This window comes from Halorubrum sp. ASP1, from assembly GCF_005435135.1.
GTDB classification, from domain to species: Archaea; Halobacteriota; Halobacteria; order Halobacteriales; family Haloferacaceae; genus Halorubrum; species Halorubrum tropicale.
The window spans coordinates 306,162-330,866 of the sequence record NZ_SGUA01000003.1; the positions used below are offsets into that span (position 1 = coordinate 306,162).

The window sequence follows — 24,705 nt, forward strand, 5'->3', positions numbered from 1 at the left end:
CCTAACGGAGTAGTCTTATGCGGATTTCGCCCCGTGCGAGTGATAAAGTTGCTGTTATAGGTGCGAGAGACGCCCGCGGGCGAGCCGACGGCGACCGTCCGACTCCGTCCGGTTCGGGGCCGCGGCGGTCGCGGCCTCGTCGCTCACCACGCGACCCGACACCCGGGTCGCGAACGGGCGCCGTCGGCGTCCTTCGACGCCGATTTACGCCTCACGCGGTAACGCGGACGTGTAATGGGATACGCGTGCCCCGTCTGCGACACGCCGCAGCGCGACGGCGAACACCTCGCGCACCACCTCGCGTTCACGGCGATGCTCCACGGCGGCGACCACGAGTCGTGGCTCGACGAGCGCGTCGACGACTGGAGCGACCGGAAACCGGCCGAACTCGCCGCCGAGGTGACCCCGCACGCCGAGGACGCCGAGTACGACGAGGTGTTCGAGGACACGGTCCCCCGCGGACGCCCGGACGTCGGGATGGGATCGGGCGGGAGCGCGTCCGGCCACGAACACGGCGCTCCCGCGGACGCTGGCGCGCCCGCCCCCGAGCAGGTCGACGACCCCGAGGTCGCCGAGGCGCTGCGCGAGGCGCGCGAGATGACCCGGAAGGCCGCGGCCGACGCCGACGAGGACGACCACCCCTCGACCGACGACGAAAGCGACGCGTAGCGGAACGCCCTTCCCCGCCCCCGGCCAACCGCGCGTATGGAGACCAGAGGCACGTTCGCCCCCGAGACGCGCGCCGAGGCGCTCGAACGGTACGAGGAGGCCGGCCCCGTCGCGCAGGTCGTCGTCCGCGAGGCGACCAAGGCGATGTCGTTCGACGCCGACGAGTACGACGAGCGCGTCACGCCCGAGGTGATCCGGACCGCCCGCGACGCGACGTTCGCCGAGCTGCTCGCGGTCCACGTCGGCGACCGCGACGAGTTCGACGCGTGGCTCGCGGACAGCGAGTTCGACGACGCGGCCGTGACGCAGATCGGCTCCGACAACGTCGACAACGTCGTCTGGCACCCGATCCCCTTCGCGGACGCGGTGATCGCGGCGACGTACCAGGAGGAGCCGGACGCGGCCGCCAGCACCCTCCGACGCAACGCCTTCGGGCGGGTGTATCGCGAGGAGTTCTACGAGTCGGGCCGATAGGCCGACCGCGGCGGCGGGTGCCGACACGCCGGTCGCGAACCGCGGAGCGGCCGCTCTCCGAGACGAGCGGAGCCGCAGAATCGAACCGCGAGCGCCGGTGTCGGCGATCGCGGCGGACGGGTCGGCGCCTTACAGGCGACCGACGTTCTCGACCGTGACGGACTCGACGTCCTCGACCTGCGAGAACGCCTCTTCGACGGCCTCGGTGCCGCCCGCGCCGTCGGGGACGATGACGGTCGGGAGGAGCGCGACCAGCCCGAACGCGACGTCGTCGCGCTCGAAGCCGCGGATCTTCGCGCCCTCGGGGAGCTCCTCCTCCAGCCGGTCCTGGAGGTCGTCGAGGTCGACTTCGGGGCTGTTCGGCATGACCTTGATCTTGGCGGCGACGTCGCCCATCTTACGGCCCCCGGAACCCGCAGTCGTGGCACTCGTAGAGGTTGCTCTGCTTCCGGCACTTGGCGCACCGGTAGATGGTGGCGCCGCAGTCCGGACAGGAGAACTGCGCGGCGTTCATGCCGGACACCTGAATTCCACAGGAGACGCACTGCGGAGTCGATTGAGAGTCGCTCTGGCTCATACACGTACCTACCGACGGCGACTTTTAACCGTTGTTCTTTTCGCCGGAACGGACCGTGCGGACCGGTACCGTCCCGCTCGACGGAGCGCGGGGGCGGCGGGTCGCGGGGACCGAACCCGGCCGTCACCCGACGATCAGCGGGCCGATGAGGACGCCCATCAGGTGGACACGCCGGGCGCCGACCCGCGGCGGGACAAGTCCGAGCGCGCCGGCGACGAGGAGAACGCCGACGCCGTACGCCCCGGCGAACGCGTACGAGACGACGGCGAGGAGTCCCAACACGCCGATCGAGAGCCGGGTGTAGTCGGCGTTGCCGACGATCCGGAGGTACGGGTCGCTGACGAGTACGACGAGCGCGAACCCGAAGCACGCGGCGGTCGCGGCGGCGACGAGCAGCATCGGCAGCGCGAACGGCACGCCGGCCCGATCGATGGCGACGGTCACGCCCGTGCGCGGCGTCCCGAGCGCTACCAGCGCGAACAGCGCGAAGATCGTGTTCGCCGTGTTCGCGCCGCTCGTCGCCACGACGAACCCGCGGTCCGCCGACGCGCGCGGCACCGCGGGCATCGCGGCCACGGCGGCGATGGCGGCCGACACGCCCGGGACGTACCCCACCACCGCGCCGGCGAGCGACCCCGCCCCCGCGCTCGTGCCGAGGTCGCGCGCTCGCATCGCGATCCGCGGGTCCGCCTGCGGCGGGACCCCCTCGCCGCCGAGCGCCTCCACGAGGACCGGGACGCCGAAGAGTCCGGCGAAAAGCGGCGCGAGGACCCCGCCGGTCGACAGCGGCGCGGCGGGGTCGGCGTCGAGCGTCGCGAACCCGAGCGCGGCGCTCGCGAGGAAGGCGACGAGCCCGCCGACCGCCGCCCGCCGCGACGACTCGGTGAGGACGAGCAGCGCGACGACGCCCCCGAGCAGCAGCGGCAGGTGCGCGCGCAGCGCCGGGTACCACCGCACCATCAGCCACGTGACCGGGACCGCCAGCGGCACCGCGAGCGCGACCGCCAGCCCGGAGCCGAGCGCGGAGAGCCGGACCGCCTCCCGGCCGCGCCCCGCGATCACCAGTCGGTGACCCGGTAGCGCCGCCACCGCGGTCGCGGCGTCGGGCACGCCGAGCGCGAGCGCGGGGACGATGTCGAGGAACGAGTGGACGACGCCGGCGCCGAGCATCGCCACGCCGACGAACAGGGGGTCGGCCGGCACCGACGGGGCGAGGCCGGCGAGGAGCAGCGCGAAGTTGTTGGCGTGGAGCCCCGGCACCAGCCCGCTCGCGGTCCCGAGCGCGACGCCGCCGAGCAGGAACGCGAGCGCACCCGCCGCGAACGTCGGGTCGACCACCGGCCGCACGAGCGCGTCCATCGAGGCGGGATGGCCGCGGCTCCGGGCTTAAGCTGTGGGGCGGTCGCGCCCGTCGGGAGAACCAGCGACGACTCGAACCGAACGCTTACGCGTTCTGCGCGGCCTGCGACTTCTTCTGGGTGACGTAGCCGGCGATCCGGTTGCGGACGCCCTTCGACTCGACGGTCGTCAGCGCCGTGACGCTCTCCTTGTTCGTCTCGAAGTCCGTGTTGAACGAGTCGGGATACCGCTCCAGGAGGGCGTTCCCGAGCTGTTTGATGTACTTGGGTTTGATGGCCATACCGAGCGGTACCGGAGGGGCGAACTAAAAGGGTTCGTTCCGCCGCGAGCGGCCGCGAGCCGGAGTCGCGGCGGGGTTCGTCTCGTCGCGCCCCCTCCGGGTCACTCGTCGCCCGCGCGCTCGCGCCACCCGGTCGCCTCGTCGATCCGCGCGAACGCTTCGCGCTCGGCGGGACCGCCGCAGCGCTCGACCACGTCGGCGAAGTACCGGAGCCTGTCGAGCAGTTCGTCGGTGTCGAACGCCGGCACGTCGAGCCGCGAGGCGGCCACCGTGGCGTCGACGACCGCGCCGAACCCGCGGTTCACCGTCGGCACGCGCTCGCTCACGACCGCCGACTCGACCGGCGACAGCTCCCAGGTCCGTATCGTCGTGTCGCCCTCGCTCTCGGCCGCGACCGCCTCGGCCTCGACCTCGACCCACGCATCGGCGCTCGGGAGGACCGGGTCGTCGGCCTCGCGGACCGTGAGCGCCGCGTCGACGAACGTCCGCGGGTCGACCGTGAACTGGACCACGCCGCCGCCGCGCTCGCTGAAGTTCCGCCACGTGCGGGTGCGCCCGTATGTGCGCGCGGTGACCGAATCCTCTGGTTCGTCCGGCGCGTGGAGCCCCAGGGCCGCGACGTTCCACCGGTCGTTCGGGCCCAGCGTCGTCACCACGGACTCGGTGACGCCGCGGAGCGCGACCGGCCAGCCGTCGGGGGCGACGCCGTCCCGACCCCGCCGACCGGCGTCGCTCACGGCGCCACCTCCGCGCCGCGCCGGAGCGCGACGAACAGCGCCGCGCACGTGAGGTCGGCGGTCGTGCCGGGGTTAATCCCCGCCGCGACGAACTCGTCCGCCAGCGACTCCGCGGCGTCGAGGTCGGCGCCGTGGACGGCGTCGGTCGGGACCGCGTCGACGCCGCCGACGCCTCTCGGCCCCGCCGAGTCGACGCCGAGTAGCGCCGCCGCCCGCCCGCTCGCCTCGCGCGCCGTCGCCGCCCCCTGCGTCGACGCGACGAGCGTGTCCGGCTCGGCGGCGAGCAGCCCCAGGAACGCCCGCGCCGCCCGGTCCGCGAGCGGCCCCTCGTCGCTCAGGATCCACCCGGCCGCGCGGAACGTCCGGGGGAACCCCTCGGCCCACTCGGCGGCATTGCGGTCGGGGACGCGGTCGGCGGCCCCATCGCCCTCGCCGGCGCCGCCCGTCGGGTCGGCCGAGAGCGCCAGCACGTCCCGCAGGGTCGCGCCGCGGTCGCGGATCGCGGGCTCCGCGTCGCTCCCGCGGCGCACGTCGAGGTCGTCCGCGCCCGGCGGCGGGTCGTCGACCGCGACGTCGACGGCCTCGAACGCGCGGTAGAAGGCGACCGCGTCCTCGACCGTCGTCGCCCGACAGAGCGCGTCGAGGCCGGCGGGCGAGAGGTCCCGGTCCGGGTCGGCGGCCGCCCGAACCAGCGGGACCAGGAGCAGCAGACAGCCGAACTGGGTGTTCGTCCCGGCGCGGTCGGCCATCCCCCGGACGGCGCGCTCGAAGGCGTCGCCGACCGCGGGGCCCGCGCCCCCGGCGGTCCCCCTCGCGGCCCGTTCGAGCCCCGGACGCGCGCCGACGGCGCCGCCGAGGAACGCCTCGAACCGCAGGTCGTCGAGGTCGCGGCGCCGGTCGACGTTCCCGGGCTTCGGCGTGCCGGCCACCTCGACGAGGAGCGCGAGCGTCGCGTCGTCGACGGGGTCGGTCACGGCGACGCCTCCGGCCCGGGCTCAGGCCCGCGGGCCTCGCGCGGGAGCCCCCCGCTCCGCCACGCCTCGACGGCGTCCGCCACGCGCGAGAGGACCGGCGGCTCCTCCGTCGGCCGCCCGACGCTCACCGCGTCGGCGCCGTGCGCCGCGTACTCGGCGACCGTCTCGCGGCCCCGGACGCCGTTGTTGGCGACGAGCGTCAGGTCGGCGAGCGGGGTCTTCTCACTCCGCGCCGCCGCCGCGTCGACCGCCGCCGCGAGGTCGGCGATCACCGCCTCCGAGTCCATCGCGTCGACGTGGAGCCAGTCCGCGCCGGCGGCCGCGACCCGCTCCGCGACGGCGACGAGGTCGACCCCCGGCACCTCGGCGCGGACCTTCACGCTCGTCGTCGCGCCCGTCTCGGCCGCGGCGGCGACGTACCGCGCGAGGCGGTCCGGCTCGCGGAGCAGCGACTCGCCGCAGCCGACCGCGCGCAGCTCCGGCTGCCGGCAGTGGGCGTTGACCTCGCAAATGGCGCCGCGGTCGGCGCAGACGCGCGCGACCTCTCGGACCGGCCCCGGCGACGCGCTCCGGACGTTGATCCCGGGGCGGACCGGCGCGTCGGCGACCGCGTCGAGCTGGTCGGCGACGAACGCGACCGGGTCGGCGGGGAGGAACTCGGAGCGGCCGCGCGCGACGAGGTCGCGGGCGGCCGCCCGGCTGGCCGGGTCGAGCGCGACCCCGCCGAGGAGCGCGGCGTCGACGTGCTCGGCCGCGGCCCGGGCCCACGCGGCGTCGGCGGCGCCGCTGAGGCTCGCGGCGACGAGGAACGGGGCCTCGCTCTCGCCGACGGGCGCGTCGCCGTCGTCGCCCTCGCGGGACGCCTCCCGCTCGCTCCCGCTCCGGGTCACTCGGCGCCCTCCCGCGGCGGCCGCGCGTCCGCCGCGTCCCCGGTGACCGCCGCCAGCGCGCGCTCGCAGGCGCGGGCGACGCGCTCGGCGTCGTCCGCGTCGTCGATTTCGGTGTCGGTGCGCTCGACATGCCGGTCGAGTTCGGTCGGATCCGCGTCGTCGAGGACGAACGCGTCCGCGAACGGGTACGCAGCGGCCACGCCCGCGGTCGAGGGGTCGCGGCCGACGCCGGCCATCAGGTCCGCCGCGGGCCCGGAGAACACCTCGTCGCCGACGAACGGCGAGACGGCGACGACGGGCGTCTCCCGGAGCGCGCGCTCGAACCCGGGCAGCGCCAGCATCGGCCCGATGCTCGTCACCGGGTTCGATGGGCCGATCACGACCGGGTCGTCGAGCGCCGCCAGCACGGCGTCGGTCGGCTCGGCGTCGTCCGCCCCCCGGAACTCCACGTCGGCGACCGCTGGCTCGCCGCGCCGCGCGACCCAGTACTCCTGGAAGTGGAGCGTCTCGCCGGCCTCGGTGTGGACCAGCGTCGCGACCGGGTCGTCGGACATCGGGAGGAGGTCGACGTCGAGGCCGAAGGCGTCCGCGAGCGTCCGGACCGCGGCCGTGAGCGTGTGCCCCTCGTCGAGCAGGCCCGTCCGCGTGAGGTGGACCGCGCGGTCGCGGTCGCCGATCTCCATGAACTCGGCGACCGCCGAGAACCGCCGCCACCGGGCGATCTCCCGGCCCGCGGTCTGCGCGTCGGCGTCGAGGTACCGTGGGCCCGCTTCGAGTCCGGCCGCCTCGGCGAGCCGGCCGAGCTCCGCGTGGGTCGCGGTCGTGTCGCCGCCGATCCCCCACCACGTCTCGCGGTCGAGGACGCCGCCGCCCGCGAACAGCACGGTGTCGACGTCCGGGCAGACGAGGTGGCCGCCCAGCTCGACGTCGTCGCCGGTGTTGGCGACGACCGCCGTCTCGGCGGGCTCCCACACCCGGGCCGCGCCGTCGAGGAGCTTCGGCGTGCCCGTTCCCCCGGCGAGGAAGGTTACCATACCGGCGCAAGGCGACGCCCGGATTTGTATCCTCGCCTCGCGGCGGCCCCGACGGCCAAACAACTATTCGCGTGGGGACGGTGGGACACGACGATGAGTGCCGGTGAGCGCGCGCCAGCCGCCGAACTCGGGCTGCTGGACGCGACGATGATCGGGATGGGGGCAATGATCGGCGCCGGGATATTCGTGTTGACCGGGCTCGCGGCGGAGATCGCCGGGCCAGCCGCGATCCTCGTCTTCGTGTTCAACGGGATCGTCACGGCGTTCACGGGGCTCTCGTACGCCGAGCTCGCCGCCTCGATCCCGAAGTCCGGCGGGGGGTACGCCTTCGTCCGCGAGACGTTCGACGACCTCCCCTCGTTCCTGATGGGGTGGATGCTCTGGTTCGCGTACATGATCGCGGGCGGACTCTACGCGCTCGGGTTCGCGCCGAACTTCCTGGAGCTGCTCCACGTCTACGGGTTCGCGGCCGCCCCGGGACAGGTCGGCGCGGTCGCCGTGCCGCTCCTCCCGGTGTCGGTTCCGGCCGCGGTCGGGCTCGCGCTCGTCGCGGTCGCGCTCCTCGTGACCGTCAACGCCCTCTCGACGGCCGCGAGCGGCAGCGCGGAGACGCTGTTCACGGCCGTCAAGGTCGCCATCCTCGTGGTCTTCGTCGCCTTCGGATTCCTCTCGGCCGGCGGCGGCGGGGAGACGAGCTTCACCTTCCAGCAGTTCGACCCGCTGTTCCCCGCCGGGAACTCCGCGTTCTCGATCCTCCCGGCGATGGGCCTGACGTTCATCGCCTTCGAGGGGTACGACCTCATCACGACCGTCACCGAGGAGGTCGAGAACCCGCGCGAGAACATCCCGCGAGCGATCTTCTACAGCCTCGGGGCGACCGTGCTCGTCTACGCGCTGGTGGTCGTCGTCGCCATCGGCACCCTCGGCGCACAGGGGCTCGCCGACGCCGGCGAGGCGGGGATCGCGCAGGCCGCCACCTCGTTCATGCCGACGGGGCTCCCGATCATCCGGAACGGCGGCGCGCTCATCGTCTTCGGCGCGGTCTTCTCGACGCTGACGGCGCTGAACGCGGTCGTCATCGCCTCCTCGCGGGTCGCCTTCTCGATGGGGCGGGAGGGGCAGCTGCTCCCGCGGATCGGTCGCATCCACCACCGGTACGGAACCCCGTTCTTCGCGATCCTCCTCAGCGCGGTCGTGATGCTCGGGTCCGTCGTCCTGCCGACCGAGAGCGCCGGCAACGTCTCCAGCCTCTTCTTCCTGCTCTCGTTCATCGTCGTCAACGCGGCCGTGATCAAGCTCCGCCGCGACCGCCCGAACATGCGCCGCCCGTACGAGATGCCGTACTACCCCATCCCGGCGGTGCTCGGGATCGCGTTGAACCTCCTGCTCACCGGCGTCCTCGTGGTGTACCTCGTCCGGACCGACCCCCTCGCGCTGGCGCTGAGCGTCGGCTGGATCCTCGCGGGCGTCGCCGCGTACTACGCCCTGCGCGGCCGCGGCGAGGGCGCGGCGCCGGCGAGCACGGACAGTTCTAATGCGGAGGCCGGCGACGGCTGACCCATGGACGGAAACTTCCGGATCGTGATCGCCGGCGGCGGCCGCGTCGGGAACCGGGTCGCCCACATCCTCGACGACAGGGGCCACGACGTGACCGTCGTCGAGCGGGACCCAGAGCGGGCGGAGGCGCTCTCGGACGACTACGTCGCCACGGTGATCGAGGGCGACGCCACGCGCCCGGGCGTCCTCGAACAGGCGGGGTTAGAGCGCGCCGACGTGGTCGCCGCGCTGACGAGTCAGACCGGGACGAACCTGGCGGTCTGCCTGCTGACCCGCGAACTCGCCCCCGACACGCAGACGGTCGTCCGCACCGAGAGCGAGCCGGGCGCGGAGTTCGACCGGTTCGTCGACGAGGTGATATTCCCGGAGCGCGCCGGCGCGCGCGCCGCGGTGAACGCGATCGAACCCGACGTGAGCACGCTCGAAGACGTCACCGGGACGCTCGACATCCTGGAGGTCCACGTCGCCGACGGCGCGCCCGTCGCCGGGCGCTCGCTCGACGAGGTGGCGCTGCCCCGCGGGAGCCTGATCGTCTCCGACGCCGCCGGCGACACCCTCGCGGGTCCGGAGACGGTGCTTCACGCGGGGGAGTCGTACCTCGTCGCCGTCGAGCCATCCGTCGTCGACGAGGTGCTGAACCTCTTCCGCGGGTAGGCGCCGGCGGGCCGAGCCGGTGAGCCGCGCCGGGCGGCGACCGACCCGCCCGCCTCACTCGCCGAGCGCGACGCTCGTCTGCATCCCTTCGGTGTTGAACGCGCTCCCGGCGGCGTCGGCGCCGGTCGCCGTCGGGTCGAGGACGATGACGCCCGCGCCCGAGCCGGTGACCGCCTCGAACTCCGCGATCGCGCGGTCGGCGGCGGCCTGCGCGCCGAGCCCCTCGTCGAGGAGGTCGACCGCGTGCCGCGAGAGCGTGACGCGCGCGATGTCCTCGCCGGCGCCGGTCGCGCTCGCCCCGCCGGCCTCGGTACAGAAGAAGCCCGAGCCGACCTGCGGCACGTCGCCGACGCGCCCCGCGAGCGCGAACGACCGCCCGCCGGTCGAGGTGACCGCGGCGACGCGCTCGCCGTCGGTCGCGACGGCGCCGACGGTGTCGTGATCGGGGGCGCGCCCCGACTCGGTCGCTCCCGCTTCCTCGCCGCCTCTCTCCGCCGCCTTCCCGCGGTCGCCCTCGCCGTCTCCCGCCCCGCCCGCCTGGTCGTCGCCCGACCCGAACCGCGAGTCGAGCCAGTCGAGGTGGTCGCGCGGCGACCCCCGCGGCGGGTCCTCGGCCTCGTACCGCTCGCGCGTCTCGTCGGTGAGCAGGTCGGCATCGGTCTCGATCCCGAAGTCGGCCGCGAGGTCGACGGCGTGCTCGCCCGAGACGAAGCCGTGCGGCGTCTCGGAGTGGACGACGCGGGCGACGCTCGCGGCGTGCTCGACGCCCGGCATCGAGCAGGCCGCGCCGACCTCGCGGTCCGCGGTCATCACGCCCGCGTCGGTGCGGACGACGCCGTCGGACTGGACGGCGCCGCCGACGCCGGCGTTGAACCGCGGGTCCGATTCGAGGACGCCGACCGCCGACTCGACCGCGTCGAGCGGCGTCGCGCCCGCGGCGCCGCGCGCGGCCGCCTCGTCGAGGACCGCCTGTCTGGGCTCCGGGTCGTCCGGGGCGCCGCCGGCGCCGCCGTGAACGATGACTCGCATACCGGTGGCACCCGCGGCGGCCACATAAGCGCCCGGAAGGCGGCGGCCCGCTCGGGCGTTCGCACGCGCACCGCGGACCGGGAGGCCGAGGCCGACGGGCGCGGGACGCGCTCGCGCCCGACCCCGTGACCGCCGGCGTTTACTCCCCGCCGCCCGAAGCGACCGACGTGACCGATTCGGACCCGACCGCGGGGCCGGAGCGTCCGACGCCGGTGTCGGTCCTGCTCCCGACCGTCCGCTGGACCGAGGCGTGCGACGAGGTGGCGGACCAGCTCCGCGGCCCGGCGGCGTTCGCCGGCGGGGACGGGGGCGGGCGCGGGGGCGACTGCGCCGCCGACGAGCTCCTCGTGATCTGCGACTCGCCGGACGACCCCGTCGCGGCGCGCCGCGGCGACCTCCCGGACCGCGTCCGGGCCCTCGTCGCCGGCGAGCCGGAGGGGTGCTCCGGGAAGGCGAACGCCATCGCGGCCGGGATGGAGGCGGCGGCGAACGACCGGATCGCGTGGACCGACGACGACTTCCGGCACCCGCCGGACTGGCTGGCGACGCTCGACGCCGACTACGAGCGGCGCGGACCGACCACGGAGGTGCCGGTGTTCGTCGGCGATGACCCGCTCGGTCGGCTGTTCGAGCCCGCGTACGTCATCGGCGGAACGCTCGCGGTGTTCGCGGCCGGCGTCGCGTGGGGCGGCGCGGTGATCTTCGAGCGCGACGACCTTCGCGACGGCGAGGCGGCGTTCCTCCGAGACCTCCGGCGGACCGTCAGCGACGACGGGACGCTCACGGCGCACCTCGACGTGTCGGCGGTCGACCGAACGCGGTACGTCCGCGCCGGCGGGTCGCTCCGGGGCTCGCTGGAGCGGTTCGTCCGCTTCCTGACGATCACCCGCTACCACGCGCCGAGGGCGACCGCGTTCAACGCGGCTTTCGGCGTCGCGATGGCCGCGCTCTGCCTGTTTGCGCCGTTCATTGGGGTAGGGGTCGTCACCGCGCTCGCGGGGGCCGCGTACGCCCGCTTCGGAATCGCTCGCGCGACGTTCCTGCTCGCGGCGCCCGGCGTGCTGATCGCGCTGCCGCTGATGGCGTACGCGTTCGCCCGGCGGACCTTCGTATGGGGCGGTCGCCGCTACCGGTGGCGGTCGCTGTTCGACGTCGAGGTCGAGCCGGTCTGACCCCCGAACGGCCGCGGGGCGCCGGCAGAACGCCGCGCGCGGCGCCGTGAGCGAAAACCGGCAAACGCTGCGAGCGCGACGCTCACGCCGAAAACGGCAGGCACTTTAGGGGGGCACAAAAATCCTCGAACGTTCATGAGCTACGACAAGGTCGACGTCCCCGACGACGGCGAAGCCATCACGCTCGCCGACGAGGAGACCGGCGAGCTGAACGTTCCCTCGAACCCGATCATCCCGATCATTCACGGTGACGGGATCGGCACCGACGTCGGGCCGGCCGCACAGCAGGTGCTCGACGCCGCCGCCGAGGCGACGGGCCGCTCCATCGCCTGGATGCGCGTCTACGCCGGCGCCAGCGCCCGCGAGAAGTACGACGAGAACCTCCCCGAGGACACCGTCTCGGCCATCCGCGACCACCGCGTCGCGATCAAGGGCCCGCTGACGACCCCCGTCGGCGCCGGGTTCCGCTCGCTGAACGTCGCGCTTCGCCAGACGCTCGACCTGTACGCGAACGTCCGTCCCACCTATCACCTCGAAGGCGTCCCGTCGCCCGTCAAGAGCCCCGAGAAGATGGACATGGTCACGTTCCGCGAGAACACCGAGGACGTGTACGCCGGCGTCGAGTGGGAGGCCGGCACCGACGAGGTCGAGGAGGTACGCGACTTCCTCGAAGACGACATGGACATCGCGGACGTCATCCACGACGGCCCGGTCGGCATCGGCGTCAAGCCCATCTCCGAGTTCGGCTCGAAGCGCCTCGTCCGCGAGGCCATCGACTACGCGCTCGCCAACGACCGCGACTCGGTCACCCTCGTCCACAAGGGGAACATCATGAAGTTCACCGAGGGCGCCTTCCGCGACTGGGGCTACGAGGTCGCCGAGGAGGAGTACGGCGACGACGTGATCACCGAGGACGAGCTGTGGGAGGACCACGACGGCGAGCAGCCCGAGGGCACCCTCGTCGTCAAGGACCGCATCGCGGACAACATGCTCCAGCAGCTCCTGACCCGCACCGAGGAGTACGGGGTCATCGCGACGATGAACCTCAACGGCGACTACATGTCCGACGCCGCCGGCGCGCAGATCGGCGGCCTCGGCATCGCGCCCGGCGCCAACTTCGGCCACGGCCGCTGTCTCGCCGAGCCCGTCCACGGCTCCGCGCCCAAGTACGCCGGCGAGGACAAGGTGAACCCCACCGCGATGATCCTCTCCGGCCGCGAGATGCTCGATTACCTCGGCTGGTCCGACGCCGCCGACCTCGTCCGCGACGCCGTCGAGGAGACCATCGCCTCCGGGAAGGTCACGTACGACCTCCACCGGCAGATCGAGGGCGGCGAGAAGCTCGCCACCAGCGAGTTCGCCGACGCCGTCGTCGACAAGATCGACGAGCTGGCGTAGGCCGGTTCGGCGTCGTCGACCTCGCGGCCGACGACTCCCGTTTTCTATCTCTCTCTGCCCGCGAGCGTGAGCGGCGTCTTTACTTATAAACGACTGTTGTCGATGGATCGACGGTGAACACCGCCAAAGCCCCAGCCGGGAGGCGGGCGCACGCTCGCTGCGGTCCTCACTCGGTCGCTCACTGCGTGCTCCCTCGTTGCGGTCCTTACGTCGCCTGCGCCCGCCTCCCGGCTGCCCCTTTGAGTCCCACCCTGTACAGCACCGCACCGCAGGCCTCCCCAGCCTCGTCGGTGGTCCGTCGCTCCGCTCCGGACCACCGACTCCCTCGCGGGCGGGCTCGCGGCCGCTCGCAGGCGCGCCGCCGCGGATTCATCTATCAATCGCGGCCGCGTCGCCCGCCTACCCCAACCGCTCGTCGAGGATGAGCCGCGTCTTCGTCGACTTGACCTCGTCCATCTCCCGGGCCTTCGTGATCAGTTCGTTGACCGCGCGCGTGTCGACCGCGTCGACGACGAGGACGACGTCCTCCTCGCCCGACACCTGCCAGACGAAGTCGACCTCCTCCCACTCCACCATCCGCTGGCCGATCGCGTCGGTGTTGACGTTCATCTCCACCGATATCTCGATCATCGCCTTCACGTTCCCGGTGCGGGTCGTGACGGTGAACCGCTCGATCACGCCCTCCTCGGTCATGCGGTCGACGCGGTTTCGCACGGTGCCCTCGGAGGTCCCCACCCGGTCCGCGATCTCCGTGTACGGGGTCCGCGCGTCCCGTCGCAGGATCGAGAGGATCCGTCGGTCGAGGTCGTCCATACCACTGCCTTTCTCCCCGTCGCCTTACCCGTTACGAATATCGTAACGAACCTTCGAACGACGCATTTATTATCCACTGCGCGTACGTTTCTCGTAATGTCGGACGCCTACATCGCGCTGGCCGACGGACGCGTGCTCGAAGCGCGCGCCCGTGCGCCGGGGCGCACTCGCGGCGAACTGGTGTTCACGACCGCGTACACCGGCTACGAGGAGTCGCTCACCGACCCCTCCTACGCCGAACAGATCCTCACCTTCTCGTACCCCCTCATCGGCAACTACGGCGTCCGAACCGAGCGGTTCGAGTCCGAGTCGGTCCAGCCCCGCGCGGCGATCGCCCGCGAGCTGACCGACGACGTCGCCGACTGGCTCGCCGACGAGGGCGTGCCGGCCGTCGACCACGTCGACACCCGCGAGGTCGTCACCACCGTCCGCGAGGAGGGCGCGATGGCCTGCGGGATCGCCGCCGGCCCGGACGCGACCCCCGAGGACGCGGTCGACGAGATGGAGGCGTGTGAGCCGATGAGCGATCACGTCGACATCGGCGCGCAGGTGTCCGTGACCGAGCCGACCGTCCACGAGGGCGGCGGCGACGTCGACGTCGCGATGCTCGACTGCGGCGCGAAGGGCTCTATCATCTCCTCGCTCACCGACCGCGGCGCGGACGTCCACGTCCTCCCGTACGACGCGACCCCCGAGGACGTGGCCGCCGTCGAGCCCGACGTGCTCTTCGTCTCGAACGGCCCGGGCGACCCGGAGAACTTCGTCGCCGCGCAGGACGTGGTCGACGAGTTCGCGGGCGACCTCCCCCTCGCGGGCATCTGCCTCGGCCAGCAGGTGATCACGAGCGCGCTCGGCGGCTCGACGGAGAAGATGGCGTTCGGCCACCGCGGCGTCAACCAGCCCGTCAAGGACCTCCGCACCGACAAGGTCGTGATGACCACGCAGAACCACGGCTACACGGTCGACGACACCGGCCCGCTGGAGGTGACGCAGGTGAACGTCAACGACGACACCGTCGAGGGGCTCGACAGCGAGGAACTCGACGTCATCACCCGCCAGTACCACCCCGAGGCGAACCCCGGCCCGCACGACTCGCTCGGCTTCTTCGACGAGGTGCTGGACCTCGCGTCCTCGTCGCGTCGCGTGGCGGCCGACTGACCCGGCGGTCCGACCCCGTTCTCCGCGGTCCCGACGCCCTCCGCTGACCACACGGAGTACCACCCGGCCGACGCCCGCGACGTTCGTCCCCCTCGCGCCCGCTCTCCCCTCGCGCTCGTTCCTCGTTTCCTCTCGCCTCGTCCTCCGCGCCCGTCACGCTCCTCGCGCCCGTCACGCTCCTCGCGCCCGCCACGCCCCGCGCCCGTCACGCTCCTCGCCTCGGACCGGCGACGTTTTCTCCCGTGCCCGCGCACGGTGTCGTATGCCAACCGAGATCCTGCTCACCAACGACGACGGGATCGACGCCGTCGGCCTCCGGGCGCTGGCGGACGCGCTCTCCCGCGACTACGACGTGACGGTCGTCGCGCCCGCGACGAACCAGTCCGGCGTCGGCGGCGCGCGCTCGTGGTGGGACACGACGGTCGACTACACCGAGACCGACCGCGGCTACGCGGTCGAGGGGACCCCCGCGGACTGCGTCGCGGTCGCGGACGTGGCGCTCGAACTCGACCCCGACGTCGTCGTCTCCGGCTGTAACCACGGGCCGAACATCGGCGCGCACATCCTCGGCCAGTCCGGGACGGTCGGCGCCGCGATGGAGGCGTCGTTCCTCGGCACGCCCGCCGTCGCGGTCTCGCTGTACGACCGCGGCAACCTCCCCGTGCCGCCGACGCTCGACAACGGCGACTTCGCCGTCGCCGGATCGGTCGTCGCCGACCTGATCGACCGCGCCGCGGTCGGCAGCGACGGGGGTCTCGAACTCCCGTTCGGCGCCGACGTGCTGAACGTGAACGTCCCGGCCGCCGACGACGAGGCGGCGGAGAACCCGACCTACCGGCTGACCGAGCCCGCGCGCGGCTTCGACGTCATCGAGTTCCGTCCGGGCGAGGAGGGGCCCGAGGAGGAGGACGTCCCGGAAGGGTGGGAGTTCGGCGAGCGCCGCGGCGAGATGGGGATGGAGCTCCGCGACCGCTTCTGGCGGGAGTTCCTGCGGGGGAACGTCCCGGACGACCCCGGTTCGGACCGCCGCGCGGCCGTCGAGGGCGAGGTGAGCATCTCGCCGCTGTCGAGCTCCCGGTCCGTCGCGGGCGAGCGGACGGGAGAACTCGTCGACCCCGCTCCGGGCGCCGAGACGGGCGCCGACTGACCGGTCGCGCCGCTCGGGCGAGAGGCCGACGCGGCAGAAACGGACGACTCCCCGACCTCAGCGCCGCGGGCGCCGACGCCCGCTGCCGGCGAACTCCGCCGCGAGGCGCCCGAGGTACCACACGACCACGAGGCCGAGGCCGAACCCGCCCCCGGCGGCCGCCAGCAGCTCGACCGGCGTCGGGTCCAACTGGAGGGCGATAAGCGGCGGCGTGGCCGTGACGATCGCGAGCAGCACGAGCCTGATCTTCCGGTTGCCGGCGTCTCGCTCCGCCTCGGAGATTGGTCCTACCACCGCGATCCCCCCCGCGTTCCGACGGCGACCGACGCGACGCTCATGCGCCACCCACGCTCCCGGCGACTATCAAGGCGACGAACCCGTTCGGTCCGTCGGCGCGACGCCCGGTCGACGCGGCGACCGACCACGCCGATCGGACCCGATCGGTAAAAAGCGTCTCGACCGTTCACGCCGGTCGCGGACCGTCGCGGGCGTGAACGGTCTGGACCGTTTAAGCCCGTCCGACCGCTGGTGTCGAGCGCCCCTACCCGCTCCCGGGCCGCCACCGGCGCCCGCCGCCCCGGCGGTCACTCGGGATCCGCCCCTCCCCGCCGTTTCGCGGCGTTTTTGACCCGACCCCGACAAGCGACGCCCATGGACGACGAACTCCGCGAGCGCGTCGCGGCGGCCGGCGAGGCCGCGGCGCTCTACAACGCGCTCAAGCACGGCAGCGACCCGGACGTGGGCGCGATCATGGGCCCGATCATGGGCGAGAACCCCGAGTTCCGCCCGCACGGCGACGAGATACCGGGCGTCCTCGCGCCGGTCGTCGACGAGGTCGGCGAGATGGACGAGGCGGCGCGCCGGGAGCGGCTCGGCGAGCTCGCCCCCGAGAAGCTCGCGGAGTTAGAGGCGGACGAGGAGGAGGACGAGCACGTCCTCCCCGACCTCCCGAACGCCGAGGACGGCGAGGTTGTGATGCGCGCCGCGCCGAACCCGAACGGCCCGTGGCACGCCGGTCACGCGCGGATGCCCGCCGTCATCGGGACGTACAAGGAGCGTTACGACGGCGACTTCATCTGCCGGTTCGACGACACCGACCCGGAGACGAAGCGCCCCGACCTCGACGCGTACGACGCCATCCTCGACGACATCGAGTACCTCGGCTTCGAGCCGGACCGCGTGCTCCGCGCGTCCGACCGGCTGAAGACGTACTACGACCACGCCCGCGACCTGATCGACGCCGGCGGCGCCTACACCTGCTCGTGCTCCGGCGACAACTTCTCGGAACTGAAGAACGCCGGCGAGGCGTGTCCGCACCGCGAGAAGGACGCCGAGACGGTTCACGAGGAGTTCGACGCCATGGTCGACGGCGAGTACGGCTCCGGCGACATGGTGCTCCGCGTGAAGACCGACATCGAGCACAAGAACCCCGCCCTGCGCGACTGGGTCGCCTTCCGGATGATCGACACGCCGCACCCGCGCGAGGCGGCCAGCGAGTACCGCTGCTGGCCCATGCTCGACTTCCAGTCCGGCGTCGACGACCACCTCACGGGCGTCACCCACATCATCCGCGGCATCGACCTCCAAGACTCCGCGAAGCGCCAGCGGTTCGTCTACGACTACTTCGGCTGGGAGTACCCCGAGGTGCTCCACTGGGGCCACGTTCAGGTCGACGAGTACGACGTGAAGCTGTCCACGTCGACGATCAAAGAACTCATCGCGGACGGCGAACTGACGGGCTGGGACGACCCGCGCGCCCCGACCATCCGGTCGATGCGCCGCCGCGGGATCCAGGGCCAGGCGCTCGTCGACTCGATGACGGAGCTCGGCATGTCCACCTCCGACGTCGACCTCGCGATGTCCTCCGTCTACGCGAACAACCGCGACCTGGTCGACGACGCGGCGAACCGCTACTTCTTCGTCCGCGACCGCGAGGACGCGCCCGCGGTCGAGCTCCCGGTCGTCGACGGCGACGCGCCCGCGCCCGACGCCGGACGCCCGCCGCTCCACCCCGACCACCCGGACCGCGGCGACCGCGAGGTGCCCGCCGGGCGGGTCGTCGTCGAGTCCCCGGACCTCCCGAGCGAGGGCGAGCGCGTCTGGCTGAAGGGGTACGGCTGCGTCCGCTACGAGGGCGACGAACTGGCCTTCCTCGACGCCGACATCGACGTCGTCCGCGAGGGCGACGTGGACGTGATCCACTGGGCGCCGGCCGACGAGGGCCTCGACACGCTCCTCCGCACGGTCGACGGCGACGTTCGAGGCGTCGCAGAGCCCGCCCTCACCGACGTCGACCCCGACACAGTCGTCCAGTTCGTGCGCGTCGGCTTCGCCCGGATCGACGCGTTCGAGCCCGCGGCGACCGACGAGGACGACGGCCCGGACGGCACCGAGGACGCGCTGGCGTACTACGCGCACCCGTAGGTCGCGGAGCCCTGACCGCGGGACCGCCTCCCGAATCCCTTCGTCGGGGAGTTTAAACCCGCGAGCGGCGAAGCGAGGGCAACGATGGCCATCGACTCGAACTTCGAAGTGAACCGCGAGCGGGTCGGCGAGGAGGACGGCGTCGCCGTGTGGGGCCCCGTCGAACCGCCGGAGAAGCAGGGGATCCGCGGCACTCACGTCGCCGTCGACTTCGACATCTGTCTCGCGGACGGCGCGTGTCTGGAGGACTGCCCGGTCGACGTGTTCGAGTGGGTCGACACGCCCGGCCACCCCGAGTCCGAGCGGAAGGCGAACCCCGCCGACGAGGACCAGTGTATCGACTGTATGCTCTGCGTCGACGTCTGTCCCGTGGACGCCATCGACGTCGACCCCGGGCGCGAGAACCGGATCTAATCGGTCGGTGTCGGCGGTGATGGCACGGTGAGTTGCTCGCGTCTCGCTCGCTCACTTACTCTCCGGTCGACGGCAAACGCCGCCGAAGCCCCAGCCGCTCGGCCATACGTCGGTGAATACTGATCGACGGCGAACACCGCCAAAGCCCCAGCCGTGAGGCCGCCGTACGCTCGCTGTGCGCTACACTCGGTCGCTCACTCCGTGCTCCCTCGTTTCAGTGCTTGCGTCGTCATCAGAACGCTTCGCGTTCTGATTGGCTCACGAGAGCTTTGCTCTCGTGAACGCCTACGGCGGCCTCACGGCTGCCCCTTTGAGTCCCACCCCGCACCGTGACCGCACCTCACGCCTCCCCAGCCCCGTCGCTCCCTTCGGTCGCGACTCCAGCGAGAATCGGAGATTCTCTGGCAGCCGGCGCTACGCGCCGGCGACCTCGCGCGTGCGACTCGCGGTCGTCGCTTCGCTCCGGCCGCTCGCCGGCACGCGCCACCGCAAACCCCTCTATGAATAGCCGCCCCTGCCCGCTCACTCGCTCGTAAATCGCTCCCGCTCCTTCCGCGCGAACTCGGTCCCGTACCGCTCGACGACGGGGACGTAGGCGTCGCCGAGTGCGCGCATACACGCGCTCGTGGAGACGTAGCCGAGTTCGTCGGCGACCCCCTCCCACGGTCGGCCCTGGAGGACCTTCCGGACGAGCAGGCGCTCCTCTCGGTCGTCCAGCGCCGGTTCCCCGTCGATCAGCGCCGCGAGCGCGAGGTCCCGGAACGCGCCGGGCGCGGTGTCGTACATCCCCGGGCCGACCGAGGCGCCGACGACGGAGCGCCACTCGGTTTCGGTGAGATCGACGGGCGCGGCGGCCGGACACGCCCGCAGCGCCCCGCGGACCACGTCCGGGTCCACGTCGCGGTGCGCGTCCGAGAGCCCGTCGCGCTCCCGGTCCCGGAAGGCGACCGCGTGCCGGTCCAGCAGGTCGCGGCCGGCCGCGGTCTCCGGACGCAGCATGACCGCGGAGTACTCGCCCGATGCGTCGTTGCGGCTCGTCGAGAGGTGGACGGTCCGGTAGCCCGCCCGGCGCCAGAAGCGAAGCAGCCGCGGCGTCGCGCCGTAGCCGACCGAGAAGTAGTCGAGGTCCCCCGCGAACTCCGCGTGGACCTCGTCGAGCAGCCGCGCCCCGAACCCCGCGTCCCGGAGCGCGTGGTGGGTCGCGATCCGGACCGTCCGCAGGCCCCGCGGCGCGGCCGCGCCCTCGTCGCGTAGCTGGCTCGTGAGCACGTCCGGCACCATGTTGCCGCGGACGCGCTCGCCCTCGTACATCCCGCGGCGCGTCGCGGCGTCGAGCCCGCCCTCGCGCGCGAGCAGCGCGACGGCGACCACGCGCCCGTCCGCGACGAGCGCCCGGGCGACGAGGTTCGGCGCGTCGAGCAGCCGCGCGAGGTCGTTCGGCTCCGTCCGGTAGTGGGCGGCGACGAGCAGGCCGAACGCCTCGCCGAGCAGCGTCTCGTCGGCGCAGAGGTCGTCCGGGTCCAGCGCGCGATAGGTCGCGTCTCCGACCGCCGCATCGCCGACCGCCGCGTCGACCGCGGGCCGGGCGTCGAGCAGGAGCGCGCGCGACGCCCACGCCTCGACGGGGTCGTCCCGCGCGTACCGGATCGGCTCGTCGAGCCGCACGTCGCGGACCGCGAACCGAGAGTCGAGCAGCCGCTCGCGGAACCGGACCGCGAACCCGCGGCCAGCGCCCTCGTACCCGTGGACCGTCGTACAGAACGCGACCGCCGGCGCGTCGAGGAGCCCTTCCAGCAGCCGCACCGGGAGCGCGGCCGCCTCGTCGACGACCGCCGCGTCCGCCTCGCCGGCGACGTCTGCCGCGGTCGCGGGCGGGAGGAACCGGACGCGACCGCCGGCCGGCGTTCGGATCTCGCGCTCGTTCGCGCCGCCCTCGCGGCTCCCCGGGTCGGCCTCGTCGCCGTCGCCGTCGGCCTCGCCCCCGATCAGATCCCGGGCTCGCGCGAACACCTCGGCTGCGTTCCGGAACGCGGGCGCGGTGACGAGCACGTCGCGGCCCGCGGTGGCGAGCGCGCCGGCCGCGAGCCCGGCCGCGCTCGACTTCCCGCGCCCCCGGTCCGACTCGACCACGACCGCGGCCCCTGGGTCGGCGAGGGACTCGAACGCGCGCAGCGCCCGCGCCTGGTCGGCCGTGAGGCACGCCTCGTACGCGGCCGCGGGAAACCTCGCGCCCGGCGGTGCGCTTCGCTCGTCGGGTCCGCCGACGGCGTCGGGGCCGTCGGGCGCGTCGTCGTCCCCGCTCCCGTCGGCGCCCGTCAGCCCGTCGCGCTCCACCGCGTCGTCGGCCGCGGAGTCGCCGAGCGCGACGACCGCGACCCCGGGGTGCGCGCGGAGCGTCGCGACGAGGCGCTCGCGGAACCGCCCCGTCACGTCGCCGATCCCGAACGGGGGCACCGCCAGCGAGTCGTCGAACCGGTCGCGGATCCCGGGCCAGTCGTCGAGCGGAGGCGTCAGGAGGACAAGGAGGCCGCCGCCGTCGACCGCGCCGACCGCCCGGCCGAGCGCGTTCGGGACGAACCGCTCGTGGCAGTCGAGCACGACCGCCTCGCGGGTGCGGCCGAGGAGCTCGTCGGCGTTCCGCGGGCGCGTCTCCTCGAACCGGAACCCCTCGCGCGTCGAGACCATCGTCACCGCCCCGTCGTCGACCCCGAGCGACTCGACCGCGTCGTAGGCCGCGTCGACCCCGCGGTCCCGGTCGCCCGCGAGCACGAGGACGCGCCGCTCGTTCGCCCGCTCGGCCTCGGCGCGCAGGTCGCGCGCGACTCCCGCGATCATCTCCGCTCGTCGTTGCCGAGGCGCGGGGATGTGTCTTACTCTCCGCGCCGCCGTCGCCCCGACTACCCGGCGACCCGCCGACGGCCGCGAAGGCGGGAGGCTTACGGACGCTCGGCGCGTCGCTCCGGACATGACCACGGTCACGCTCATCGGGACCCGGCTCGCGGACGTGGGCCGCGAGTTCGTCTACGAGGGGGAATCGGCCGACTGCGAGGGGTGTCCCTACCGCGGCCAGTGTCTCAACCTCTCCGAGGGCACCCGCTACCGGGTGACCGGGATCCGCGAGAACGCCCAGACGCTCGACTGCGCCGTCCACGACGCGGGCGTCCGCGCGGTCGAGGTCGAGCCCGCCTCCGTCCCCGCGAACGTCCCCGCGAAGCGCGCGTACGCCGGGAGCAAGGCGTCGCTCGCCGGCCCCTGCCCGCACACCGAGTGCCCGAGCCACGGCTACTGCGTCCCCGACGGCGCCGACTTCGACGAGGAGCGCGTCATCGACCAGGTGCTCGGCGACCCGCCTCACGAGACGTGCGCGCTCGACCGCGACCTGACGCTCGTGGAGTTCCGCGCGGAGGAGTGAGGAGCCGGGGCGGGCCGACCGCCCGGAGCGTTACAGCGACGTGATCGCGTTCAGCGTGATCCGGATCGCGCGCTCGACGTTGTCTTTCGCCTTCGCCGGCAGCTCGTCGTCGGAGTCAGCGCCCTTCTGTGACCCCGCGACGAGGTTCCCGTCGACGGTGCAGATGGCGCCGGCGGCGAGCCCCTTGCGCCGCGCGAGCGAGAAGACGGTCGCCGCCTCCATCTCGATCGCGAGCAGGTTGGCGTCGTTCCAGTCGGCCACGTACTCGTCGTCCTCGTTGTAGAACGCGTCGTCGGAGACGATCGGGCCGACGTGGATCTCCTCGCCGTTCTCCTCGGCCGCCCCGACGAGCCCCGTGAGCACGTCGTAGTCCGGGACCGCCGGGTAGTTCGCCGACTCGTAGCGCTTGCTCGTCCCCTCCTCCTTCGCCGCGCCGGTCGCGACGACCATGTCGCCGACCTCCATGTCGGGCTGGAGCGCCCCGCAGGTGCCACAGCGGACGAACGTCTCGACGCCGACCCGCGAGAGCTCCTCGACGGCGATGGCGGCGGAGGGACAGCCGATCCCGGTCGAGCAGATCGTGAGGTCGACGCCCTCGTAGGTCGCGTTGACGACCTTGTACTCGCGGTTCTGCGCGACGACCTCGCTGTCGTCACAGAGGTCCGCGATCCGGTCGACGCGCCCCGGGTCGCCCGGGATGACCGCGACCTCGTGTACGTCGCCCTCCTCGACCAGCAGATGCGGCTGTTTCGCCATACGCGCGCCAACAGCCGCCGCGCGCAAAAACGGACCGGTCGGCGGCCCCGGATCGCGCCGCGGTGCGGATTTGATATCGCGCTATGTGATTTATCAGTGCGCGATCCCGGCGCCGTTCGCTCCCGAACGAGCGCGGCGGGTCCGGTCGAACCGCCCGCTTTATCGCTCGACGGCTCGACGTTCGCGTATGCCCGACGCCTCGGCGGACCTCGGCTCGACGCTCGGCGCGCTGGCGGTCGCGTTCGTCCTCGTCACGCTCGTCGCCGGGACGCTCCTCGGCTTCAACTGGACGCAGGCGGTGCTGCTCGGCGGGTTCGCCGGCGCCGTGGCCGTCGCGTCGGCGTGGCTGACGGCTCGGCGCGCGGGAGACGACTAGCCGTCTTCGTCGCCGGCGCTCGGCCGCACCCGCCCAAGTATCGCGACTGAGAGGTCGGACGGAGGATTTTATACCCGCTCGGCGTCGACCTCTCACAATGCGATTCAGTCGCGACCGTCGGGGCCAGTCGGTCGTGGTCGGGACGGTGATCCTGTTCGGGTTCCTGATCGTCGCACTGTCGCTGTATCAGGTCCAAGTCGTTCCGCAACAGAACGGACAGACGGAGTTCGAACACTTCGAGGAGGTACAAAACGACCTCGTTGAACTCAGGAACGGAATCTTATCGGCAGGGAGCTCCGAGCGTCCGCAGTTCGTTGACGTGAAACTCGGGACAAGCTACCGGACTAGGACGTTCACAATTAACCCACCTGACCCGGCAGGAACGCTACGGACGAGCGACGCGTACAACATTACGATTAGTGACGACTCTGGCACCACAGTGAATGTCTCGACGCGGTTCATCGAGTATCGGCCGGGATACAACGAGATTGAATCGGGATCGACGTGGTACGATAACTCCGTTCTCTACGTTGAAGAGACGGATTCGAACCGTCCCGCGGTGATCGTCGAAGACCAGAACATCTTGGTCGACAACGACACGCTCAGGCTGACCGCCGTCCAGAACGACTTTAGCGCGTCCGGAACTCGGAAGGTCGCCGTGGAACTGTACCCGACGAGTGACGCGACCAATCTGTCGAGCCTGTCAGGGGGACTCGACGTCCGGATACCGACCCGGCTCGGCAGCGAAGACGGCTACTGGAACGAGTCGATCGAGAACGGTTCGGTCACGTATCAGGGGATGAACGACACCGCGTATAATTCAAGCGAGGTCTCGGCGTTGCTGCTTCGCGTCGATAGCCCTGACAACATCAGCGTGAACTCTGTTGGTATTCAGCAAGAACCAACTGGAGAAACGGCGAAAGATAACGTCGGACCCAGTAGCAATGAGGACGGTGATAGCACTGATCCCACACCGAGTCAGCCGGCATTCGGCGAGTTTTCTGCGTCTGCTGCCGAATCGAATAATAATAAGATTGAGGATATTACTATTGATGGAACGACATTAAACGTCGATCCCAACTACCAGATCCAGGTCGAAATAAAAGGCAACGGTAGAAATACAAATACAAACTCAATACAAATGACTGACCCCTTCTCTATAACGGTAGACTCCCCAGGCAACCCAAATCAAGTCAATGTGACTGTTGATCTTATAGACGATAATGGAAACGTGGTAGAGAACTGTGAGAGCAATAGCCAACTAACCATCTCAAACTCCCCTCTAGATACCGAAGATGGGGACTTTACCTGTACGTAAATATATAATCTTAGGTTATATTAGTTGGACAGTATCTATTATTCTGCTCTGGAAACAGATTTTATTATTTCCACGATCGACGT

General features: G+C 72.1%; 26 protein-coding genes. 13 read left to right on the forward strand and 13 right to left on the reverse strand.

From position 1 onward, the window contains the following. The first annotated feature begins 234 nt into the window (after nucleotides 1–234). Both EXE48_RS06530 and EXE48_RS06535 read left to right on the forward strand, forming a co-directional pair. Nucleotides 235–669, forward strand: coding sequence for a DUF5810 domain-containing protein (locus tag EXE48_RS06530; protein WP_137711013.1), 435 nt, complete (start codon nucleotides 235–237; stop codon nucleotides 667–669). A 36-nt stretch (nucleotides 670–705) separates the two neighbouring features. Further along, nucleotides 706–1,143 carry a DUF5809 family protein gene (locus tag EXE48_RS06535; RefSeq protein ID WP_053770572.1) on the forward strand — a complete coding sequence of 146 codons (438 nt, stop codon included), beginning with the start codon at nucleotides 706–708 and terminating at the stop codon, nucleotides 1,141–1,143. Between the two features lie 129 nt (nucleotides 1,144–1,272). Here EXE48_RS06535 and EXE48_RS06540 read toward each other — a convergent pair whose 3' ends face one another. The 8 genes from EXE48_RS06540 to cofD all read right to left on the reverse strand — a co-directional run bounded on the left by EXE48_RS06540 (nucleotide 1,273) and on the right by cofD (nucleotide 6,994). Beyond that, entirely contained in the window at nucleotides 1,273–1,539 is a 267-nt protein-coding gene (locus EXE48_RS06540) for an elongation factor 1-beta (protein ID WP_053770573.1), read from the reverse strand. Nucleotide 1,540: 1 nt separating this feature from the next. Further along, entirely contained in the window at nucleotides 1,541–1,720 is a 180-nt protein-coding gene (locus tag EXE48_RS06545) for an HVO_2753 family zinc finger protein (protein ID WP_053770574.1), read from the reverse strand. A gap of 123 nt (nucleotides 1,721–1,843) precedes the next feature. Continuing rightward, complete coding sequence (locus EXE48_RS06550; RefSeq protein WP_137711014.1) at nucleotides 1,844–3,079, reverse strand: tripartite tricarboxylate transporter permease; 1,236 nt, start codon at nucleotides 3,077–3,079, stop codon at nucleotides 1,844–1,846. Between the two features lie 85 nt (nucleotides 3,080–3,164). Further along, nucleotides 3,165–3,359: a 30S ribosomal protein S17e gene (locus EXE48_RS06555; protein WP_053770576.1), complete on the reverse strand. Its 195-nt coding sequence runs from the start codon at nucleotides 3,357–3,359 to the stop codon at nucleotides 3,165–3,167. Nucleotides 3,360–3,460: 101 nt separating this feature from the next. Next, nucleotides 3,461–4,096, reverse strand: a complete 636-nt coding sequence (locus EXE48_RS06560; protein WP_137711015.1) for a DUF447 domain-containing protein — start codon at nucleotides 4,094–4,096, stop codon at nucleotides 3,461–3,463. Next, the gene (locus EXE48_RS06565; protein ID WP_137711016.1) at nucleotides 4,093–5,070 is read right to left on the reverse strand and encodes a triphosphoribosyl-dephospho-CoA synthase; all 978 of its coding nucleotides are present in this window, start codon (nucleotides 5,068–5,070) and stop codon (nucleotides 4,093–4,095) included. The genes EXE48_RS06560 and EXE48_RS06565 overlap by 4 nt, the downstream gene beginning before the upstream one ends. Then, complete coding sequence (locus EXE48_RS06570) at nucleotides 5,067–5,960, reverse strand: tRNA-dihydrouridine synthase (protein ID WP_137711017.1); 894 nt, start codon at nucleotides 5,958–5,960, stop codon at nucleotides 5,067–5,069. The genes EXE48_RS06565 and EXE48_RS06570 overlap by 4 nt, the downstream gene beginning before the upstream one ends. Then, nucleotides 5,957–6,994 (reverse strand): 2-phospho-L-lactate transferase, encoded by a 1,038-nt coding sequence (gene cofD / locus EXE48_RS06575; protein WP_137711018.1) that lies wholly within the window; start codon nucleotides 6,992–6,994, stop codon nucleotides 5,957–5,959. The genes EXE48_RS06570 and cofD overlap by 4 nt, the downstream gene beginning before the upstream one ends. Nucleotides 6,995–7,087: 93 nt before the next feature. On the opposite strand from cofD, the gene EXE48_RS06580 reads away from it, so the two are divergent. After that, a complete protein-coding gene (locus EXE48_RS06580) occupies nucleotides 7,088–8,551 on the forward strand; it encodes an APC family permease (RefSeq protein ID WP_053770581.1) in 1,464 nt (487 codons plus the stop codon). A 3-nt stretch (nucleotides 8,552–8,554) separates the two neighbouring features. Further along, entirely contained in the window at nucleotides 8,555–9,205 is a 651-nt protein-coding gene (locus EXE48_RS06585) for a potassium channel family protein (protein ID WP_053770582.1), read from the forward strand. A 54-nt stretch (nucleotides 9,206–9,259) separates the two neighbouring features. On the opposite strand, the gene EXE48_RS06590 is transcribed toward EXE48_RS06585, so the two are convergent. Beyond that, on the reverse strand, nucleotides 9,260–10,234 hold the full coding sequence (locus EXE48_RS06590) for an isoaspartyl peptidase/L-asparaginase (RefSeq protein WP_137711019.1): 975 nt from the start codon (nucleotides 10,232–10,234) through the stop codon (nucleotides 9,260–9,262). A gap of 167 nt (nucleotides 10,235–10,401) precedes the next feature. On the opposite strand from EXE48_RS06590, the gene EXE48_RS06595 reads away from it, so the two are divergent. Both EXE48_RS06595 and icd read left to right on the forward strand, forming a co-directional pair. Continuing rightward, a complete protein-coding gene (locus EXE48_RS06595; RefSeq protein ID WP_137711020.1) occupies nucleotides 10,402–11,406 on the forward strand; it encodes a glycosyltransferase in 1,005 nt (334 codons plus the stop codon). A gap of 135 nt (nucleotides 11,407–11,541) precedes the next feature. Continuing rightward, nucleotides 11,542–12,804, forward strand: coding sequence for an isocitrate dehydrogenase (NADP(+)) (icd, locus tag EXE48_RS06600; RefSeq protein WP_053770585.1), 1,263 nt, complete (start codon nucleotides 11,542–11,544; stop codon nucleotides 12,802–12,804). Nucleotides 12,805–13,203: 399 nt separating this feature from the next. Here the strand turns inward: icd and EXE48_RS06605 are convergent, their stop codons facing one another. After that, on the reverse strand, nucleotides 13,204–13,617 hold the full coding sequence (locus EXE48_RS06605; protein ID WP_137711021.1) for an Lrp/AsnC family transcriptional regulator: 414 nt from the start codon (nucleotides 13,615–13,617) through the stop codon (nucleotides 13,204–13,206). A gap of 96 nt (nucleotides 13,618–13,713) precedes the next feature. Between EXE48_RS06605 and carA the strand changes: the two genes are divergently transcribed. Further along, complete coding sequence (gene carA / locus EXE48_RS06610; protein WP_121600089.1) at nucleotides 13,714–14,775, forward strand: glutamine-hydrolyzing carbamoyl-phosphate synthase small subunit; 1,062 nt, start codon at nucleotides 13,714–13,716, stop codon at nucleotides 14,773–14,775. A gap of 262 nt (nucleotides 14,776–15,037) precedes the next feature. Beyond that, on the forward strand, nucleotides 15,038–15,922 hold the full coding sequence (surE, locus tag EXE48_RS06615; protein ID WP_053770588.1) for a 5'/3'-nucleotidase SurE: 885 nt from the start codon (nucleotides 15,038–15,040) through the stop codon (nucleotides 15,920–15,922). Between the two features lie 57 nt (nucleotides 15,923–15,979). Here surE and EXE48_RS06620 read toward each other — a convergent pair whose 3' ends face one another. After that, nucleotides 15,980–16,216, reverse strand: coding sequence for a DUF8527 family protein (locus tag EXE48_RS06620; RefSeq protein WP_082356852.1), 237 nt, complete (start codon nucleotides 16,214–16,216; stop codon nucleotides 15,980–15,982). 357 nt (nucleotides 16,217–16,573) lie between these two features. Here EXE48_RS06620 and EXE48_RS06625 point away from each other — a divergent pair, with 357 nt between their 5' ends. Both EXE48_RS06625 and EXE48_RS06630 read left to right on the forward strand, forming a co-directional pair. Continuing rightward, complete coding sequence (locus tag EXE48_RS06625) at nucleotides 16,574–18,346, forward strand: glutamate--tRNA ligase (protein ID WP_137711022.1); 1,773 nt, start codon at nucleotides 16,574–16,576, stop codon at nucleotides 18,344–18,346. A gap of 84 nt (nucleotides 18,347–18,430) precedes the next feature. Beyond that, the gene (locus EXE48_RS06630) at nucleotides 18,431–18,760 is read left to right on the forward strand and encodes a 4Fe-4S dicluster domain-containing protein (protein ID WP_053770590.1); all 330 of its coding nucleotides are present in this window, start codon (nucleotides 18,431–18,433) and stop codon (nucleotides 18,758–18,760) included. A gap of 522 nt (nucleotides 18,761–19,282) precedes the next feature. Here the strand turns inward: EXE48_RS06630 and tmcA are convergent. Beyond that, entirely contained in the window at nucleotides 19,283–21,595 is a 2,313-nt protein-coding gene (gene tmcA, locus EXE48_RS06635) for a tRNA(Met) cytidine acetyltransferase TmcA (RefSeq protein ID WP_137711023.1), read from the reverse strand. 130 nt (nucleotides 21,596–21,725) lie between these two features. Between tmcA and EXE48_RS06640 the strand changes: the two genes are divergently transcribed. Then, nucleotides 21,726–22,172, forward strand: coding sequence for a UPF0179 family protein (locus EXE48_RS06640; RefSeq protein ID WP_053770592.1), 447 nt, complete (start codon nucleotides 21,726–21,728; stop codon nucleotides 22,170–22,172). 30 nt (nucleotides 22,173–22,202) lie between these two features. Here EXE48_RS06640 and EXE48_RS06645 read toward each other — a convergent pair whose 3' ends face one another. Continuing rightward, on the reverse strand, nucleotides 22,203–22,928 hold the full coding sequence (locus tag EXE48_RS06645) for a guanosine phosphorylase (protein ID WP_137705168.1): 726 nt from the start codon (nucleotides 22,926–22,928) through the stop codon (nucleotides 22,203–22,205). 187 nt (nucleotides 22,929–23,115) lie between these two features. Between EXE48_RS06645 and EXE48_RS06650 the strand changes: the two genes are divergently transcribed. Further along, nucleotides 23,116–23,304 (forward strand): hypothetical protein, encoded by a 189-nt coding sequence (locus EXE48_RS06650; protein ID WP_053770594.1) that lies wholly within the window; start codon nucleotides 23,116–23,118, stop codon nucleotides 23,302–23,304. 97 nt (nucleotides 23,305–23,401) lie between these two features. After that, a complete protein-coding gene (locus EXE48_RS06655) occupies nucleotides 23,402–24,622 on the forward strand; it encodes a hypothetical protein (protein WP_121600094.1) in 1,221 nt (406 codons plus the stop codon). The last annotated feature ends 83 nt before the right edge of the window (nucleotides 24,623–24,705 follow it).